This is a genomic window from Cohnella zeiphila (assembly GCF_014212055.1).
Lineage (GTDB): Bacteria > Bacillota > Bacilli > Paenibacillales > Paenibacillaceae > Cohnella > Cohnella zeiphila.
The window spans coordinates 511,957-527,870 of sequence record NZ_JACJVO010000009.1 but is presented as its reverse complement, the minus strand read 5'-3'; the positions used below and the strand labels follow the sequence as shown (position 1 = coordinate 527,870).

General features: G+C 61.6%; 20 protein-coding genes and 1 pseudogene. 5 read left to right on the top strand and 16 right to left on the bottom strand.

The genetic code is table 11. The features are described from left to right. Positions 1–8: 8 nt before the first annotated feature. A complete protein-coding gene (locus H7C18_RS09490) occupies positions 9–305 on the top strand; it encodes a DUF3055 domain-containing protein (protein WP_185128773.1) in 297 nt (98 codons plus the stop codon). 36 nt (positions 306–341) lie between these two features. Here H7C18_RS09490 and H7C18_RS09485 read toward each other — a convergent pair whose 3' ends face one another. From H7C18_RS09485 to H7C18_RS09475, 3 genes and pseudogenes are all read right to left on the bottom strand, one after another. Beyond that, positions 342–1,298, bottom strand: coding sequence for a D-2-hydroxyacid dehydrogenase family protein (locus H7C18_RS09485; protein WP_185128772.1), 957 nt, complete (start codon positions 1,296–1,298; stop codon positions 342–344). A gap of 332 nt (positions 1,299–1,630) precedes the next feature. Then, positions 1,631–3,253 (bottom strand): gamma-glutamyltransferase family protein, encoded by a 1,623-nt coding sequence (locus H7C18_RS09480; protein WP_238357567.1) that lies wholly within the window; start codon positions 3,251–3,253, stop codon positions 1,631–1,633. Between the two features lie 50 nt (positions 3,254–3,303). Further along, positions 3,304–3,450 (bottom strand): annotated as a pseudogene (locus tag H7C18_RS09475) (cysteine synthase A); the annotation flags it as partial. Positions 3,451–3,548: 98 nt separating this feature from the next. Here H7C18_RS09475 and H7C18_RS09470 point away from each other — a divergent pair. The 4 genes from H7C18_RS09470 (at position 3,549) to H7C18_RS09455 (ending at position 5,191) form a co-directional block, all read left to right on the top strand. Next, the gene (locus H7C18_RS09470) at positions 3,549–3,878 is read left to right on the top strand and encodes an ArsR/SmtB family transcription factor (protein WP_185128770.1); all 330 of its coding nucleotides are present in this window, start codon (positions 3,549–3,551) and stop codon (positions 3,876–3,878) included. Beyond that, positions 3,875–4,393: an SRPBCC family protein gene (locus tag H7C18_RS09465; protein WP_185128769.1), complete on the top strand. Its 519-nt coding sequence runs from the start codon at positions 3,875–3,877 to the stop codon at positions 4,391–4,393. The genes H7C18_RS09470 and H7C18_RS09465 overlap by 4 nt, the downstream gene beginning before the upstream one ends. A 25-nt stretch (positions 4,394–4,418) precedes the next feature. Next, positions 4,419–4,847: an SRPBCC domain-containing protein gene (locus H7C18_RS09460; RefSeq protein ID WP_185128768.1), complete on the top strand. Its 429-nt coding sequence runs from the start codon at positions 4,419–4,421 to the stop codon at positions 4,845–4,847. A gap of 71 nt (positions 4,848–4,918) precedes the next feature. Then, complete coding sequence (locus H7C18_RS09455) at positions 4,919–5,191, top strand: hypothetical protein (protein ID WP_185128767.1); 273 nt, start codon at positions 4,919–4,921, stop codon at positions 5,189–5,191. Between the two features lie 101 nt (positions 5,192–5,292). Here H7C18_RS09455 and H7C18_RS09450 read toward each other — a convergent pair whose 3' ends face one another. From H7C18_RS09450 to H7C18_RS09390, 13 genes are all read right to left on the bottom strand, one after another. After that, positions 5,293–6,156 (bottom strand): 5'-3' exonuclease, encoded by an 864-nt coding sequence (locus H7C18_RS09450; protein WP_185128766.1) that lies wholly within the window; start codon positions 6,154–6,156, stop codon positions 5,293–5,295. Positions 6,157–6,208: 52 nt separating this feature from the next. Continuing rightward, on the bottom strand, positions 6,209–7,420 hold the full coding sequence (locus tag H7C18_RS09445) for an aminotransferase class I/II-fold pyridoxal phosphate-dependent enzyme (RefSeq protein WP_185128857.1): 1,212 nt from the start codon (positions 7,418–7,420) through the stop codon (positions 6,209–6,211). 17 nt (positions 7,421–7,437) lie between these two features. Further along, positions 7,438–8,514: a site-2 protease family protein gene (locus H7C18_RS09440; RefSeq protein WP_185128765.1), complete on the bottom strand. Its 1,077-nt coding sequence runs from the start codon at positions 8,512–8,514 to the stop codon at positions 7,438–7,440. A gap of 47 nt (positions 8,515–8,561) precedes the next feature. Further along, the gene (locus H7C18_RS09435; protein WP_185128764.1) at positions 8,562–8,930 is read right to left on the bottom strand and encodes an arsenate reductase family protein; all 369 of its coding nucleotides are present in this window, start codon (positions 8,928–8,930) and stop codon (positions 8,562–8,564) included. Next, a complete protein-coding gene (locus tag H7C18_RS09430) occupies positions 8,927–9,928 on the bottom strand; it encodes an RluA family pseudouridine synthase (RefSeq protein ID WP_185128763.1) in 1,002 nt (333 codons plus the stop codon). The genes H7C18_RS09435 and H7C18_RS09430 overlap by 4 nt, the downstream gene beginning before the upstream one ends. Next, positions 9,925–10,515: a cob(I)yrinic acid a,c-diamide adenosyltransferase gene (locus H7C18_RS09425; RefSeq protein WP_185128762.1), complete on the bottom strand. Its 591-nt coding sequence runs from the start codon at positions 10,513–10,515 to the stop codon at positions 9,925–9,927. The genes H7C18_RS09430 and H7C18_RS09425 overlap by 4 nt, the downstream gene beginning before the upstream one ends. Next, positions 10,490–11,224, bottom strand: coding sequence for a bifunctional adenosylcobinamide kinase/adenosylcobinamide-phosphate guanylyltransferase (locus tag H7C18_RS09420; protein ID WP_185128761.1), 735 nt, complete (start codon positions 11,222–11,224; stop codon positions 10,490–10,492). Before H7C18_RS09420 ends, H7C18_RS09425 begins: the two co-directional genes overlap by 26 nt. Positions 11,225–11,389: 165 nt before the next feature. Further along, positions 11,390–11,653, bottom strand: coding sequence for an aspartyl-phosphate phosphatase Spo0E family protein (locus H7C18_RS09415; protein WP_238357566.1), 264 nt, complete (start codon positions 11,651–11,653; stop codon positions 11,390–11,392). Positions 11,654–11,764: 111 nt separating this feature from the next. Next, entirely contained in the window at positions 11,765–12,931 is a 1,167-nt protein-coding gene (locus H7C18_RS09410) for an aminotransferase class I/II-fold pyridoxal phosphate-dependent enzyme (RefSeq protein ID WP_185128855.1), read from the bottom strand. Between the two features lie 79 nt (positions 12,932–13,010). Continuing rightward, a complete protein-coding gene (locus tag H7C18_RS09405) occupies positions 13,011–13,502 on the bottom strand; it encodes an Lrp/AsnC family transcriptional regulator (RefSeq protein ID WP_185128760.1) in 492 nt (163 codons plus the stop codon). 143 nt (positions 13,503–13,645) lie between these two features. Further along, positions 13,646–14,137: a spore coat protein gene (locus tag H7C18_RS09400; RefSeq protein ID WP_185128759.1), complete on the bottom strand. Its 492-nt coding sequence runs from the start codon at positions 14,135–14,137 to the stop codon at positions 13,646–13,648. A gap of 111 nt (positions 14,138–14,248) precedes the next feature. Continuing rightward, positions 14,249–14,476: a hypothetical protein gene (locus H7C18_RS09395; RefSeq protein ID WP_185128758.1), complete on the bottom strand. Its 228-nt coding sequence runs from the start codon at positions 14,474–14,476 to the stop codon at positions 14,249–14,251. A gap of 460 nt (positions 14,477–14,936) precedes the next feature. Further along, entirely contained in the window at positions 14,937–15,794 is an 858-nt protein-coding gene (locus tag H7C18_RS09390) for a DNA-binding response regulator (RefSeq protein WP_185128757.1), read from the bottom strand. Positions 15,795–15,914: the final 120 nt, after the last annotated feature.

Genomic DNA, 15,914 nt, shown 5'->3' with positions numbered 1-15,914 from the left:
GATTCGCCATGCAGCTCAAAGATTACGACTTCCTGTCCGACAGCACGGAGCCGACCTCGACCCGCTTCGTGACGTTCATCACGCCGGGACTCAAACGCTTTGACCTGGCGGTGATGACGACCAACCGCTTCTACGGCAAGAAGCTCGTCGTCGACATGCAGTCGCGCCTGAGCGCCGTGCTCGGGGCCGACGACCTCGAAGAAGAAGGCGTGCTGGAATCGGTATTCCGCCTCACGGAAGAAGAAGCCGGAGAGTTGGCCCAGTTTTTGACTTTTGTGCTCGGCGAGGTTCATTTTACGGATTGATTCGCGAAAGCGGCAACCTCCCATCGGGCTCGCCGATCAGCTTAAAGTCCTGATCGGCGAGCCCGCCAAATAGGCGCCTATGTTCTCCACGACATGCTCGAAAAACACCCGGTACCCGGCTTCCGTCACGTAGCCGATATGCGGAGTCGCCAGCACGTTGGGCAAGAAGCGGTACGGATGATCGTCGGGCAGAGGCTCCGCCTCGAAGACGTCGAGTCCCGCCCCCGCGATCCGCCGGTGCCGCAGCGCATCGATCAATGCCGCCTGATCGACGATCGGCGCGCGCGAGGTGTTGATCAAGTACGCGGTCGGCTTGAGGAGCGCCAATTCCCGCCCGCCGATCAGACCCCTCGTGCGATCGCTTAGCACCAGATGGACGGTTACGTAATCGCTCTCCGCCAGCAAATCCTCTTTGGCCGCATAGCGGACGCCCGCCTGCTCCGCTTTCTCCAGGGTCAAGTTCTGGCTCCAGGCCGACACCTCCATGCCGAACGCCCGTCCGACCTGCGCCACCTGGCTGCCGATCTTTCCCAAGCCGATTATCCCCAGACGCTTGCCGCTAAGATCGGCGCCGACGGTACCCTGCCATCTGCCGTTCATCCGCAGCGCTTGGTTCTCCTTCACCAGTGACCGGGCAAGCCCGAGGATGAGCGCCCAGGTCAGTTCGGCCGTGCCCGCCCCGGCGCCCCCCGTGCCGCATACGGCCACTCCATGCGCGGCTGCCGCCGCCAAATCGACGGAAGCGTTCCGCATGCCGGTCGTCACGAGCAGCTTGAGCCGGGGCAGCCGGGCGAACAGCGACGCCGGGAACGGCGTGCGCTCCCGCATGATGACCACGATCGGGAAATCCTGCAATCTCTCCGCCAACTCCTGTTCGCTCTCGATATGTTGCCGGAACACGACCGGTTCCACCCGGTCACCGAGCACGGACCAATCGGCAAGCGACAAGGCAACGTTCTGATAATCGTCCAATACCGCGCAGCGCAGCTTCATTCGGTTCCTCCTTGAATCGCAGCGTTCCGCTTTGTCGAAACGGCCGGTCCCATTCTGTCTTGACTCTCTACATCCTATTTCGCGTACGCCGCCCATCTCCTGCCCGTTCCGCTCCTGATCCTGAAAAAAACCGCGACGGCATAATTAACAAACAAAGCTTGTGGGACATGCGAGCCCTCTCCCAAGGGACTTAGCGGCACACCGTGCCGTTATGGGGCATAGACAAAACCATGGACATGAATCATGTACGTTAATTATGCTGTCGTAGAAAAAAACGCAGGGCGGTTGCAGGCCCTGCGTCCTTGTCCTGCCCCTGCGGTGACGTCCTATCCTCACCAGACGGCGATCGCGCCGTCGGTGCGCCATTCGGTGCCGCCGCACAGGACGCCGGTCGCCGGATCGCGCCGAATGATCTGCCCGCGGCCGAACCCGCCCGAGTCCGGCGCGAAGCGAATGTCGTGGCCGAGGCGCGCGAGCGACTGCGCCGCGGCGGGCGGAAATCCGGGCTCGACGAGGACGGTGCGGCCGCCTGTCCACTGCCAGCGCGGGGCGTCAAGCGCCGCTTGGGGATGCAGACCGAAGTCGATCATGTTCATGACCGCTTGCACATGGCCTTGCGGCTGCATATACGCTCCCATGACGCCGAAGCACCCGACCGCTTCTCCTTCGCGGGTCAGAAAGCCCGGAATGATCGTATGATACGTCCGCTTGCCCGGCTCCAGCCGGTTGACCGAACCGTCTTCCAGCGAGAAATCGCAGCCCCGGTTCTGCAGCGCGATGCCGGTGCCGGGAACGACCAGTCCCGAGCCGAACTTCATGTAATTGCTCTGAATGAACGACACCATGCCGCCTTCCCCGTCGGCCGCCGCCAGATAGACGGTTCCGCCTCCCTGCGGCTTGCCCGCGTCGGGGAGGCTCGCCCGCCGTCCGATCAGCGCCCGCCGCTCCGCCGCGTAGCGGTCGGAGAGCAGATCGCGGACGTTCGCCGTCATGCAAGCCGGATCGGTAATATAGCGCTGGCCGTCGGCGAATGCCAGCTTCATCGCCTCGAGCTGCTTATGGTACGTGTCCACGCTGCCGGCGTGCAGCCCTTCGAAGCCTTTCAGCGCGTTGAGAGCCAGCAAAGCGACGAGTCCTTGCCCGTTCGGAGGCATCTCCCATACCTCGTAGCCCCGGTACGAAACGCCGATCGGCTCGACCCATTCCGGCCGGAATGCCGCCAGGTCCTCTTCGCTCAAGCAGCCTCCGGCTTCCCTCATGCAAGCCGCGATCCGCTCCGCCAGCTCGCCGAGGTAGAACGCCTCCGCGCCGCTGCTTCCGATCGCCCGCAGGCTGCGGGCGTGACCGGGCGACGCCCACAGTTCGCCGGCGGCCGGCGGCCGGCCGGCCGGGGCGAAGACGTCGAACCAGCTCCGGAAGCACGGTTCCTTCAGCGTGTGCCGGTACTGCTCGAACGTTCGGCCCCAAATGTCCGCGACCGTCGGCGAGACGGGATAGCCTTCTTCGGCATAGCGAATCGCCGGCTCCAGCGTCTCCGCAAGCGAGAGCCGCCCGAACCGGCGCGACAGCTCGGCCCATGCGGCGGGCGCTCCCGGCACGGTGACCGGCAGCGGACCGTACGGCGGCATCTCGCTGAAGCCCGCGGCGCGGACGGCCTCCACGGTTATCGAGCGCGGCGCCGGACCGCTGGCATTCAATCCGTGAAGCTTGCCGCCCGTCCAGACAAGGGCGAAGACGTCCCCTCCGATGCCGTTGGAGCACGGCTCGACGACGGTCAGGGCCGCCGCCGTCGCGATCGCCGCATCGACGGCATTGCCGCCGCGCTTCAGCGCGTCGAGCCCGGCCTGGGCGGCCAACGGCTGCGATGTCGCGACCATGCCGCGGCGGGCGTAAACCGGTGCGCGATAAGAGGGATACGGATGATAAAGCGGATCGAACGGAGGTTCGAAAACCAACTGTTGCATACCCCCTTCCGTTTTGCGGAACGATACCCGCTCCGTTTATTCTACTCGCCGAACAAGTCCGAACTCAAATACCTCTCTCCGTTGTCGGGCGCGATGCACAGCACCCGCTTGCCCGCGCCCAGCCGCCGCGCTTCCTTCAGAGCCGTCCAGACCGAAGCGCCGGAGGACGGGCCGACAAGAATTCCCTCGAAGGTCGGCAACTGGCAAGTTGTGTGCATTTATATATGCTATTGTAGTTATATAACCAATAGTTTATAATACAAGCATGAAAGGAGCTTGAGGATACATGCTTGACACCTATGCCGTCATCGCGGAACCGTCCCGCCGGCGCATCCTGGATCGGCTTCTGATCTCCGATTCAAGCGTGGGCGATCTGGTCCAAGATCTCGGCTTGTCGCAGCCATTGGTCTCAAAGCATCTCCGGACGCTTCGCGAAAGCGGTCTGGTGCGGGTTCAGATCGAAGCCCAGCGCCGGATCTACTCGCTCGACGCCGGGCCGCTCGAGGACGTCGACGAGTGGCTCAGCGCCTACCGGGCGAAGTGGAACCGGCATATCGACGCCCTGGCCGCGCATCTCGATCAACGAAAAAAATCACGGGAGGAAAACGGCAAATGAATTCGCGCAAATTGGAAAATCCCCACCTTGTCAAGCAAGACGACAAGTGGGAGCTGGTGCTGGAGAGAGTTCTGGAGCATCCCCGCGAGGAGGTGTGGGCAGCGCTGACGGACGCGGAGCGAATCCCCGCCTGGGGACCGTTCGCGCCGAATCGGGACATGACGACGGCCGGCGCGGTCCGGCTCGCCCAGATCGACATGCCCGAGCTGGAAACGACGGAAGGCTCCATACTGGAAGTCGAAGCCCCGCGCCTGCTCGTTTACGAATGGGGGCCCGACATCCTTCGATGGGAACTCGAGGAAGAGGGGCCCCGGACTTTGCTGACACTCCGGCACCGCTTCGCGGATCGGGAACAAGCTCCCTCTTACGCAGCGGGATGGCATCTTTGCCTGGACGGCTTGACCGGCACGCTGGCCGGCAAGCGCATGCCTTCGATGGCAGGCCATAACGCGATGAATTTCGGATGGCAGGAGCTGTACGACGGGTATCAAGAGCTGCTGAAGGACATCCGGTAGAAGAAAAAGGAGAAGGAGAAGCGCCATGAACAACGTCACGAGAATCCAAATTTACAAGCCCGCGAGCGAAGCGTTCGAAGCGTTCGTCGATCCGGCCCGGATCGGAAACTTCTGGTTCTCCTCCAGCTCGGCGAGATGGGAGGAAGGCAAGACGATTACCCTGCGGTACGAAGAATACGATGCCCAAGGCGATATCGACATTCTGACGATCGAGAAGGACCGCAGGATCGTCTTCAAATGGTCGTACGGAGATGATCACGTCGTTACGATCCGGCTGGAAGAGCCGGAACCCGGCGTCACGATCGTCGAGGTGACCGAAGAAGGCTTCGACGAGAACGACGCCAATCTGATCGGCAGCCTGCTGGGGAACAAAGAAGGCTGGGTGTACGCGCTGACGTGCCTGAAAGCTTATCTGGAATTCGGCGTTACGCGGCTGAGAGCGGGCTTGGTCTAGGACGGGCGGACGGATTGAAAAAAAGAAGCCGGGGCAATCTAGAAGGAAATCCGACGGAAGGAGGAACTTCCATGTCCTGGCGACGTTACGATCAGCGGGACCCGACGCCCGACGTCTCGACCGTCGAGTCCCGGCGCAACGACTTGACCGCCGAGGAATTTCCCGACGGACCGTACGGCTCTAGCATCGAGCCCGCCAAGCTCGGCAAGAGCACGCCCTGGAGACCGGAGCAGCGCCCGCCGAACACCTATACGTACGAGAACCGGGAGCTGCATGCCGGGCTTCCCCGCGATTATCCGGGCGACCACGATCTTCACGACGAAACCGACGACGAGATGAAATAAGAAGAACCGCCAGGCGGCCGAACCTGGCGGTTTTCCTTGTTGCGGGTCAAGTCGGCGGACAGCTCGCGTCCATCTCCGCGAGCGGCAAGCCCCTTCCCGCCCTACCCGATCATCTTAAGCAGGGCGCTCAGACGAAACTTCTCGAATACCGGCTGCGCTTCTTCGCCCGAAGCCCGCCAGACGCATTCGGTCAGCGTGCATTCGATCGGCACGTCGAGCCGGATCTGCGCCAGCGTCCGGGACAGGTGCAGCATGTCCAGATCGCTCTCGATCTTCTGCCGCAAGCTGCCGCTTAGCGCCGTCAGGTTGCGGAGAATGCCGTCCACGCTGCCGTATTCCGCCAGCAGCTTGACCGCCGTCTTCTCGCCGATGCCCTTGACGCCGGGGTAGTTGTCGCTCGTATCGCCCGTCAGCCCCTTCAGCTCCACGACCTGGTAGGGATGCAGCCCTTTCTCCGTCTTCAGAAATTCCAGGTCGTAGACGTGATAATTCGCCCGGCCCTTCTTCATGATGACGACGTGGATCGTCTCGGACACGAGCTGCAGCAGGTCGTGGTCGCCGGACAAAACGTACACGTGTCCCTCCTCGCTCAGCCTGCGGGACAGCGTGCCGATGCAGTCGTCCGCTTCGAAGCCGGGAATGCCGACGTTCGGAATGCCGAGCGCGGCGACGAGTTCCTTGACCAGATCGAACTGCGGCACGAGATCGAGCGGCGCTTCGGGACGGTTCGCCTTGTAGCCGTCGTACAGCTCCGATCGGAACGTCTTGCTCCCCATGTCCCAGCAGCAGACGACATGCGTCGGCCCGAACGTATTCACGGCGTCGAACAAATATTGCAGAAAGCCGAAGATCGCGTTCGTCGCCGTCCCGTCCGCGAGCCGCCGCGGGTACGCTTGCGCGAAATAGCCCCGGAACAGCAGCGCCATTCCGTCGACGATCAAAATTTTGTTCTCTCCGTCGGACATGATCTTGCCTCTCCCTTCTTCTTCCCGACAGTCCTCTGCGACCGCCGAGGTTTTAATCTCTTGCCGTTCCCTCGCTGGCCCGCTCCGGCGAACGTTCGCGAAGGAACCGCCCGATGCGCCCGGCCGCCTCGATCAGTCTCTCTTCCGGTTCGACCAGCGCCATGCGGACGTAGCCTTCCCCCCGCTCGCCGAAGGCGTTGCCCGGAATGAGCGCCACTCCTTCGGCTTCCAGCAGCGCGCGGGCGAAGCCTCGGGACGTCCAACCGGCCGGAACCCGCGTCCAAACGAACATCGTCGCCTTCGGAGGCGACACTTCCCAGCCTTCCTCCCGCAGCGCCCGCACGAACCGGTCTTTGTGTCGCTCGTAAAGGACCGAAGCCGGCCGCGGATCGGCCATATCGAGCTCCAGCGCGGCCGCCGCCGCCTCCTGCACCGCCAGAAACACGCCGAAGTCGATGTTGTCCTTCAGCTTCAGCAGCGCTCCCAGCACGTCGGGATTGCCGACCGCGAAGCCGATCCGGGCTCCGGCCATGTGGAACGACTTCGACAGCGAGTGGAACTCGATCGCGACGTCCTTCGCCCCCGGAATTTCCAGCACGCTCGGCGGACGGAACCCGTCGAACGCCAGTTCGCTGTAGGCGTTGTCGTGCACGAGCAGAACGCGCCTGCGGCGCGCCACGTCCACCGCTTCGGCGAAAAAGTCCCGGCCGGCCACCGCCGACAGCGGGTTGCTCGGATAATTGAGCAGCATGAACTTGGTTTTCGTCCAGACCGCCTCCGGGACGGCGCCGAAGTCCGGCAGGTAGCCGTTCTCCTCCAGCAGCGGCAGCGGAATCGTCTCCACGCCCGCCACCGCAAGCCCGGCCTGATAGACCGGATAGCCGGGATCCGGAAGCAGCGCGGCGTCGCCGGGATCGGTGACCGCCAGCGCCAGATGGGCGAGGCCGTCCTGCGTCCCCATGAGCGACAGCACTTCGCGCTCGGAATCGAGCTCGACGCCGAAGCGGCGGAGGAACCACCGGCGGACGGCGTCCCGGAACCGGGCCGAGCCGTGCGAGCCGGGGTACCGGTAGCGGTCCGGCTCCAGGGCGGCCGCCGCCAGCGCGGAGCGCACCTCCTCCGCCGGCGGGCTGGCCGGCGTGCCGATGTCGAGCGAGATGACGTCGAGCCCCTTGGCCCGCGCCTCCTCCTTCCAGGCCCCGACTTCCGCGAAGATCGACGAGCCCAGGCGGTCCAGCCGCCCGGATCTCCATTTCCCGTTCATCATCTCGTTATTCCTCTCTAGATCGATAGTCCCCAATGCTGAACCCACCACATCATCCACGCCAGTCCGGCCGCCAGTCCGCCGTATGCGAGACCGAAGCGCCATCTCGTCGACGCCGGCACTTCGTAGTAGTTTTGAGGCTCGTGCGTATGCCCTTCCGCCCGTACCCGCACCGCCGCCATTCCGTCCGAATCCGGCTGCCCGACCTGGACGATATGTACGCTTCGAATCGTGCAGGGCTGGACGAACTCCAGCTGCCCTCTGAACGAGAGCGGCTCCCACCAGAACTCGACCACGTGCATTCCGTCCATTCGGCAATACGCCGTGAACGGCAGCTCCCGCCGGTGCGCTTCCCCGGACAAATACCAAGCGGGAAGCAGCGGATCCGTCGCGACCCGGTAGACGCCCTCCGCGAAGTGGGGCCGGCCGGCCCGCCTGCTTCCGAAAAACCGCTGGTACATCTCCCACAAAAACCAGATCCATAAAATCGCGAACAGAAAGCTGCCCGTAAACCAGATCGCCAGCGGCACCGCAATGACGCCGACCACCCAGAGCCACCGGCTGACGGCGACGGCGATCCGGCCGCCGTCCAACGGGTGCAGCGGCAGCAGGTTGAGCAGGTTGACGAACGCGCCGACGTAAGCGAGAGCGTGCCACACTTCGCCGCCGGTCCAAATGCCGATTCCGAGGCAAAGAAGCGCCGCAACGGAACCGAGCGCCGGTCCGCCGAGGGCGACAGCCGCTTCCGTCACGGCATCCTTGGGCTGCCGCTTCAGCAGGATCATCGCCCCCAGGAAAGGGATGAAGATCGGCGCGCTGACGGACAGCCCTTTGCGCTTCGCGACCCAGACGTGGCCCATTTCATGGACGAGCAGGAGAGCGACGAAGCCGAGCGCGAACGTCCATGGAAAAAGCAGCGCGTACGCCCCGACCGTCAGCGCCATCGACAGAAGCGGCTTGCCGAATTTGAGCAGCGCGAGCAGAATGCCCTTGCCTTTGGACAGCAGCACGAGCAGTCCCGTCCCCCATGCCCATGCTCCTTTGCCCTTGCTTTTGCCGCGTCCGGTCTCCCGTTCTCTCTCTCCCGGTGCCAACGGTTCGCCTCCCTCCTCTCGGATGATCTTCTATCTCCTCTTGCGGCCTAGATGTCCTTGCTCCACGCCGCCTTCGCGTCCTCGCGGAAGCCGACGGTTACGCGCTTCCCGTCCGTGATGACAGGACGCTTGATCAGCCGGCCGTTCGAGGCGAGCAACCGAATCTTCTCCTCATCGGTCATCGAAGGGAGCTTGTCTTTGAGCCCCAGCTCCCGGTACGCTTCTCCAGCCACGTTGAACCATTTGGCGATCGGCAGCCCGCTGAGCGGGATGAGCCGCGAGAGCTCCTCTTCCGAAGGCGGCGCCTCGAAGATCGGCAGCAGTTCCGGCTCGTAGCCTTGCCCCTTGAGCCACTTGACCGCTTGGCGGCACGTATCGCAATTCGCATATTGATAGACTCGCAGCTTGTTCTTCATTCTTCTGAAAATCCTCCTTCAACGGACACGGCCGGCTTTATCGGGGTTGAAGGCAAAGCTTCCAGCTTCTCTTCCAGCGCCAGCAGATCGGCCGGCAGCGGCGCGGTCAGCCGCAGCGGTTCGCCCGTAACGGGATGGCGGAACGCGAGCAGGGCGGCGTGCAGCGCCTGCCGGGCGATCGCGCCGTCCAGGGAGCGGCCGAGCGCCGAATCCGCCCAGACGGGATCGGCGTAATAGGCGTCGCCGATCAGCGGACAGCCGATGTGGCTCATATGCACGCGAATCTGGTGCGTACGGCCGGTCCCCAGCCGCAGGTCGAGCGCCGTGGCGCCGCAAGGGTAGGCCCGCGCCGTCTCGTAATAAGTAAGCGAAGGAGCGCCGTCCGGCAGTACCGCGCGACGGTGCGAATCTTCCGGAAGCCGGCCGATCGGGGCGTTCACTTCCCCGCGATCCTCCGGCGGCCGGCCGAACGTGTAGGCGCGGTATTTTTTCTCGACGGCGTTCGCGGCCATCTGAACCGACAGCTGTTGATGGGCGTACGGATGCTTGGCGACGATGACGAGTCCGGACGTGTCTCCGTCCAGCCGGTGCACCGGCCGGAATCGGCATCGTTCGCCTTTCTCGCGCCAATAATGAACGACGCCGTTCGCCAGCGTGCCCGCGTAATGGCCGGTCGTCGGATGCACGATGAGGCCGGCCGGCTTGTTCAGCACGAGCAGATGCTCATCCTCAAAGACGATGTCCAGCGGTATCGGCTGCGGCAAAATATCGTCCGACGTCTCTTCTTCCATGCGCAGCTCCACGACGTCTCCCGCCGTCAGCCGGTGGCTGGGGTACGCTTTTTCCCCGTTGACCGCGAGCCCTTCCTCCGTTTGCTTCAGCTTGACGAACAGCCGCCGGGAGATGCCCAGACGGTCGCGCAGAACGTCCCGCAGCATCCGCCCATCGTCGGCCGCTTCCACCACGAGAACGACCGGCGCGCGGTAACTCGCGTTCATTCCTTCGCGTCCTTCCGCCCGAACACCCGCGCCCCCCGCTCGTATTCGACGTTCGGGACGCCCAGCAGCGCGTTCGCCGTCCGGGACGCGTTGAAGAAATAGTCCGACAGCCGGTTCAAATAGCGCAGCGTCTCTTCCGGGCAGGATTGGCCGGATGCGGCCAGCGTCACGACGCGCCGCTCCGCGCGGCGGCATACCGTACGGCACACGTGCAGCAGGGCAGCCGCCTCGCTTCCGCCCGGAAGAATGAATCTCGTAAGCGGCGGCGCCGTTTGCTCGTGCCGGTCGATCCATGTCTCCAGCCGTTCCGTCATCTCCGCCGTCACCTTGAGCTGGTCCGGCTGAGGATTCGCGTAGCTCAGGTCGGATCCGCAATCGAACAGTTCCTGCTGGATGACGGCCAATTCCTCGGCCAGCCGTTCCCAGCCTTCCCCGCTCTCCTGTCCGATCCGGACCGCGGCCTGTCCGATGAACGCATTCAGCTCGTCTACCGTTCCGTACGCTTCGACGCGTATATCGTCCTTTGGGACTCGCGCCCCGATGACCGAAGTCTTTCCTTTATCACCGCTTCGGGTATATATTTTCATGATCGGCGTTCCCCCGTTTCGTTCGCAGCCCTTTCCAATCCAGCGCCATGCCGGAGACGAGCAGATGCATTCCGTCGCACCGGTCGGCCAGCCTCCGGTTCGCCTCCGCCAGCGCCCGGACGAACCACCGCTCCCACGGATCGGCGGCCAGTCCGGCGCTCGCCTGCTCCGTCACGACGACGCGGCGCCCCTGGAAATCCAGCAATCCCCGGACGAGCCGGTCAAGCGAAGCTTCCAGCCGCTCCGTCCGTTCCCGGAACTCCCGAGCGCTCTCCTCCGGCTTGTCCCGTCGCCCGTCCGCTCCGTTCTTTTCCCGTTCCGCCGCACCGCCCGGCTCCGATTCTTCGCTTCGAACGTCGGCCACTTCCCGCCGCAACCAGCCCGACAGGCTGTCCAGCAGCACGACCTTGAGGTTCGCGCGGAACGGATTCGTCTGCAGATTGATCCGGTTCAGCCGGTCCGCCAGCGACCGGTCCGCCGGAAAAGAAGTCCATGCCACATCGTCCCCGCCGCATGGTTGCGCAGACTTCTCCAAGGCTTTCAGGAGCTCGCCCGGCTCTCCGTCCGACGGCCAGGAGGGGCAGACCAGCCGGATCGCTTCCCGCCCGTGCGCGACGGCAAAGCGCATCGCGAACGCCGATTTCCCGCAGCCGATTCCGCCGGTGACGATCCAGAGCATGACCGCTTCCTCCCCCAGGCTCTCATCCATTCTCTCTTACTATATCATAAAGGCGGAAGCCCCCAAAAGAACGAGCCCCCGCTCCCCGCGCATTAAATAGCCCTGCCGGAGCGCCCGGCATTTACGCTTTGCCGGGTACATTTGCGTAAACCCCGAAATTCAAGAAAAAAACCCGGGTACGCGAGCGACCCGGGCTTACCGATTATGGACGAAGTTCAGTCTCATATATTCATTGATTTTGCGATCCAGCCGCCGGCTGATCTCCATGACGGATTCAGAGGTGAACGACTCTTCCTTCAGGAATTCTTCCGTCATTCGCCTTCTCAGTTCATCGATTTCATCCGCTAGAGTGCAATTGTCACCGATGCGGGCCGTATGCGGTTCTTCCATTTTGGACGAGACAGGTGGGACCACGGCATGATGACCGGTTGTCTCGGTATGATGTTCCGCCGCCTCCATGCTCTCTCCCCTTTCCATGACGAATGGCCATCACAACGGGTTGAAAAACAAGGGTAATTATAGCAGAACATGCAGTAAAAAGATAATAATTGAAGCATATTTTTTTCAATTTTATCGTATTTTGTTCAAAAAATCGCCAATTCTCTCCAGCGCTTCCGTTAATTGAGCAACCGATGTCGCATAAGAGCACCTCAGAAAACCTTCTCCGCCTTTGCCGAACACGTGCCCGGGAACGGCTGCGACCTTCGCCTCCAACAGCAGGCGCGAAGCGAACTCTTCCGACGAAAGTCCCGTGGATTCGATGGACGGGAACGCATAGAACGCTCCCTGCGGCTCGTGGCAGGCGAGCCCGATCTCCCGGAAACCCTTCACGACCAGCCGTCTCCGCTGGTTGTACGACTCGATCATCTTGTGCATCTCTTCCATGCCGTTCGTGAGCGCCTCGATCGCGGCGACCTGCCCCATGACGGGCGCGCACATGACCGTGTACTGGTGGATCTTCAGCATGGCGCCGATCAGATCCGGGTGTCCGCAGGCGTAGCCCATGCGCCAGCCGGTCATCGCGAACGCCTTGGAAAAGCCGCTGACGACGATCGTCCGGTCCTTCATGCCCGGCAAGGACGCGAAGCTGACGTGCTTCGGCCCGTAGGTCAGCTCGGCGTAGATCTCGTCGGAGAGGACGATCAGGTCGTTCTCAAGGGCCACTTTGGCAATCGGCAGCAGGTCTTCGTACGTCATGATCGCGCCCGTCGGATTGCTCGGGTAGCACAGAATCAGCAGCTTCGACCGGGGCGTAATGGCCGCCTGCAAGCTCTCCGCGGTCAGTTTGAACTGGTCCTTGGCGAACGTCTCGATGCCGACCGGGACTCCGCCTCCGAGCGTCGTGATCGGATTGTAAGACACGTAGCAAGGCTCCGGAATAAGCATCTCGTCCCCGGGTTCGATCAAAGCCCGAATCGCCAGGTCGATCGCTTCGCTGCCCCCGACGGTGACGAGAATCTCGTCGCCCGGATCGTAGGAAAGGCGGAACCGGTCTTCCAGATACCGCGCGATCGCTTCGCGCAGCTCCGGCATGCCCGCGTTGGACGTGTATTGCGTCTTGCCTTTTTCCAGCGAATAGACGGCCGCGTCCCGATACCGCCACGGCGTGACGAAGTCGGGTTCGCCGACGCCGAGCGAGATGATGCTGCTATCCTTGCTGGCGCTGACGAGGTCGAAAAACCGCCGGATGCCCGACGGAGGGATGGCGCGCGCGCCGCCGGTCAAGTACCGCTTCATGCCCCCGGACTCCTCCCGGATGCCGGGCTTGTTCTCCACATCGCTCTTCATGGACTAACGTTCCTTCTTTCCGGTGAGGTCACGGCGAGATCAGAAGTCGGTGATCGTCCTCGAATTCTTCGAATATGATGCCGTCCTGCTTGTATTTTTTAAGGATGAAAAACGTCTTGGTAGAAATGACGGATTCGATGGTGGACAATTTGTTCGAGACGAACGACGCGACTTCCTTCAAGTTCTTGCCGTCGATCTCCACGCACAGATCGTACGCGCCGGACATCAGGTACACCGACTTCACTTCGGGGTACAGGTAGATCCGTTCCGCGATGCTCTCGAAGCCCCGGCCGCGTTCCGGCGAGCATTCCACTTCGATCAGCGCGGTTACCTTCTCGTCGTCCACCTTGCTCCAGTTGACGACCGCCGCGTATTTGACGATGACATGTTCCTTCTCCATCTCGTCGATGGCGGCGGACACGTCCGCTTCCTCGGCTCCGAGCATCGTGGCGATCTTGGCCGGGGACAGACGCGCGTCTTCCTTGAGCAGATCCAATATTTGCGATTTGAATTCGTTCATGGGGATCCCTCCTGAATACCTCTCATATTACATCAAATACAGGCTTGATGGAAAGCGGCATTTCCGCGAAAAACAAAGCATCCCCCGGCGCCGGCTCCCGAGAGGAAGCGGCCGGGGGATGCGTTCGCGCGGCGCGGATGCACTTACATGAAGTGGCCGGGCTGCTGATGGCGGGGATCTTGCTGGTGCTGCGCGAAATGCGTCGGCTGCTGCCATTGCTGCTGTTGCTGTTGCTGCTGCCATTGCGGCTGTTGCTGCTGCCATTGAGGCTGCTGCCATTGCTGCTGGTTATTCCAGTTGGCATACTGCGCTTGCTGGCCCTGAGCCATCGTTTTGCGCTGCTGCACGAACTGGTTCGTTTTTTGCTGCGTGTTCTGGTATTCCTTCATTTGCTTGTCGATCTCCTGGCGAAGCGCCGGAGAGGCGGTGTTGTACATCTTCTGCTGGCTCATGGCGGTATACAGCTCGCCTTGCATCGCCAGCGACGTATTCAACAGCTGGGTAAAATGCTGCCGGATGGACGGGCAATTCGATTCGGTCGCGGCGGTCGCGTACTCTCTCGTCACTCTTTTCAGGTCGGAGAGCACCGTGTACGCCAAATCCTCGTCCGGAAGAAAGTTTGCGGATGCGTTCATATTCGTGATCTAGCCTCCTTCGTATCGATTGAGGGATGGTTCTGCCTTCGCTCCGGGGAAGGCCGAGTTGAGGACCTGCCGAACTCGTCCCCCGGATAAGGCAGGGACAAGTTAGGACTGCGGCTGGGTCGGCGCGAGCGATTGATGCATCTGCAGGCATTGCAGCAGCGATTGGTAATGCTGCGTATGTACCTGCGCCTGATGATTCAGCACCTGCTGAATTTGCGGGTTGGTGCAGATCGCGGCGCCTGCCGTGCACTGCTTGATCATCAAATCCTCATTCGACATGGAATCGGCGATATACTCGAGTTCCTTGGCCGTCAACGGTAGCAGATTCAAGAGTCGTTCCTCCTTTTTCCATGGTATGCAACGAGCGTAGTTTGCCCCCCGTTCGTCCTGTTATGCATCTATTCGCACTCGACTGCTGACGCATGCTCCTCCCTCAGCCTTATGTTGTTTGCCCTGAGTCGTACCGTCCAGTTACCATTTGAGCTGATTTCAGACTAACTTCCGCTCCTGTACGCAGCTTCGGCGACATTTGCTCTGATTTCAGACTAACTTCCGCTCCTGTACGCAGCTTCGACGATATTTGCTCTGATTTCAGACTAACTTCCGTTCCTATACGCAGCTTCGGCGACATTTGGTCTGATTTCAGACTAACTTCCGCTCCTGTACGCAGCTTCGGCGACATTTGGTCTGATTTCAGACTAACTTCCGCTCCTGTACGCAGCTTCGGCGACATTTGGTCTGATTTCAGATGAAACACTCCGCGAAAAATGTTGATCGTCAACATTGCTTATCAATGCTGTTGGGAGCCCTTAATTACCCAACAATGAGCGCGACTCAGTCCTCCTCCGACTGGCAGTAAAAGTTCTTTATCCTCTAATTGTCGAATCAGCCTTCTGGCGACAATGTATCCGCATTGCATGAAGGCTCGAACATCCGAAATCCTGATTGCTCGTTCCAATCTGGCCGCAAGACGAAGGATTTCCTGCTCCTGGCTATAAAGTTCTGCATCTTGAGTCCTGACCTGTCCATAAAGATTGCCGATCAACTGCTGCAAAATTTGCTGCCAGAGACGAGGACGGTCCTTCAGGTCATCGTATCCGATTCGGATGACGATCCAGCCGTCGTTGATCAGGTGAGCGGCTCTTACGCGTTCGTCGCAAAATTGGCGGCGAGAGGCATCCTTCCAATGAGGCCCATAGCCGTCGATCTCGATCGCCACGCGGTGGGGCGGACGAATGTAGGCCAGATCGATAAATCGGGATCCGCCTTGAAAATCGGTGATTTCAAACTCGGGGTGAAGGTGCTCCAAATGGCCGAACGCCGGCAACCAAACCGTGCGCAGCATTTCCTTCTCGGCGTGGCCGTGTCCTCCCTCCTCCAGTCTTCTTCTGCGTTCGCCGGAGCTGGCAGCCACATGGTCTTTGAGCCATATGGGATGTGCTGTCTCGAATGGCAGATAAGCAAAGGAAGCGGCATTGGCGGCCAGCTCCGCACCAGATGCATGTCGAGCGGTCGCCGATTTTCGGACTTTGGGAACATTCTCACGAACGACGGACGAACGACTCAGCTGATTGGGTGAATGTGCCAACAGATTAGGTCGTGAGGATCGACCGACGATTTGTGACGGTCCGGGTTTACCTTTCTTCATAAAGCTCCCCCTAATCGGCCCTGCAAACCCGCCACAAAAACAAAACGCCGCCTTCTCGCGGAACATCGTTCCGGGAAAAAGCGGCGCATGCTTCGCGTCGGCGGGCCTTCAGGCTCATGA

Coding starts and splice junctions, on each gene's coding strand:
- H7C18_RS09415 (WP_238357566.1), bottom strand. CDS start 11,653: ATGGAGGCGGCGGAACATCATACCGAGACAACCGGTCATCATGCCGTG.
- H7C18_RS09450 (WP_185128766.1), bottom strand. CDS start 6,156: ATGTCCGACGGAGAGAACAAAATTTTGATCGTCGACGGAATGGCGCTG.
- H7C18_RS09405 (WP_185128760.1), bottom strand. CDS start 13,502: ATGAACGAATTCAAATCGCAAATATTGGATCTGCTCAAGGAAGACGCG.
- H7C18_RS09455 (WP_185128767.1), top strand. CDS start 4,919: ATGTCCTGGCGACGTTACGATCAGCGGGACCCGACGCCCGACGTCTCG.
- H7C18_RS09470 (WP_185128770.1), top strand. CDS start 3,549: ATGCTTGACACCTATGCCGTCATCGCGGAACCGTCCCGCCGGCGCATC.
- H7C18_RS09425 (WP_185128762.1), bottom strand. CDS start 10,515: ATGAAAATATATACCCGAAGCGGTGATAAAGGAAAGACTTCGGTCATC.
- H7C18_RS09410 (WP_185128855.1), bottom strand. CDS start 12,931: ATGAAGCGGTACTTGACCGGCGGCGCGCGCGCCATCCCTCCGTCGGGC.
- H7C18_RS09465 (WP_185128769.1), top strand. CDS start 3,875: ATGAATTCGCGCAAATTGGAAAATCCCCACCTTGTCAAGCAAGACGAC.
- H7C18_RS09445 (WP_185128857.1), bottom strand. CDS start 7,420: ATGAACGGGAAATGGAGATCCGGGCGGCTGGACCGCCTGGGCTCGTCG.
- H7C18_RS09430 (WP_185128763.1), bottom strand. CDS start 9,928: ATGAACGCGAGTTACCGCGCGCCGGTCGTTCTCGTGGTGGAAGCGGCC.
- H7C18_RS09490 (WP_185128773.1), top strand. CDS start 9: ATGCAGCTCAAAGATTACGACTTCCTGTCCGACAGCACGGAGCCGACC.
- H7C18_RS09420 (WP_185128761.1), bottom strand. CDS start 11,224: ATGGATGAGAGCCTGGGGGAGGAAGCGGTCATGCTCTGGATCGTCACC.
- H7C18_RS09400 (WP_185128759.1), bottom strand. CDS start 14,137: ATGAACGCATCCGCAAACTTTCTTCCGGACGAGGATTTGGCGTACACG.
- H7C18_RS09485 (WP_185128772.1), bottom strand. CDS start 1,298: ATGAAGCTGCGCTGCGCGGTATTGGACGATTATCAGAACGTTGCCTTG.
- H7C18_RS09460 (WP_185128768.1), top strand. CDS start 4,419: ATGAACAACGTCACGAGAATCCAAATTTACAAGCCCGCGAGCGAAGCG.
- H7C18_RS09435 (WP_185128764.1), bottom strand. CDS start 8,930: ATGAAGAACAAGCTGCGAGTCTATCAATATGCGAATTGCGATACGTGC.
- H7C18_RS09390 (WP_185128757.1), bottom strand. CDS start 15,794: ATGAAGAAAGGTAAACCCGGACCGTCACAAATCGTCGGTCGATCCTCA.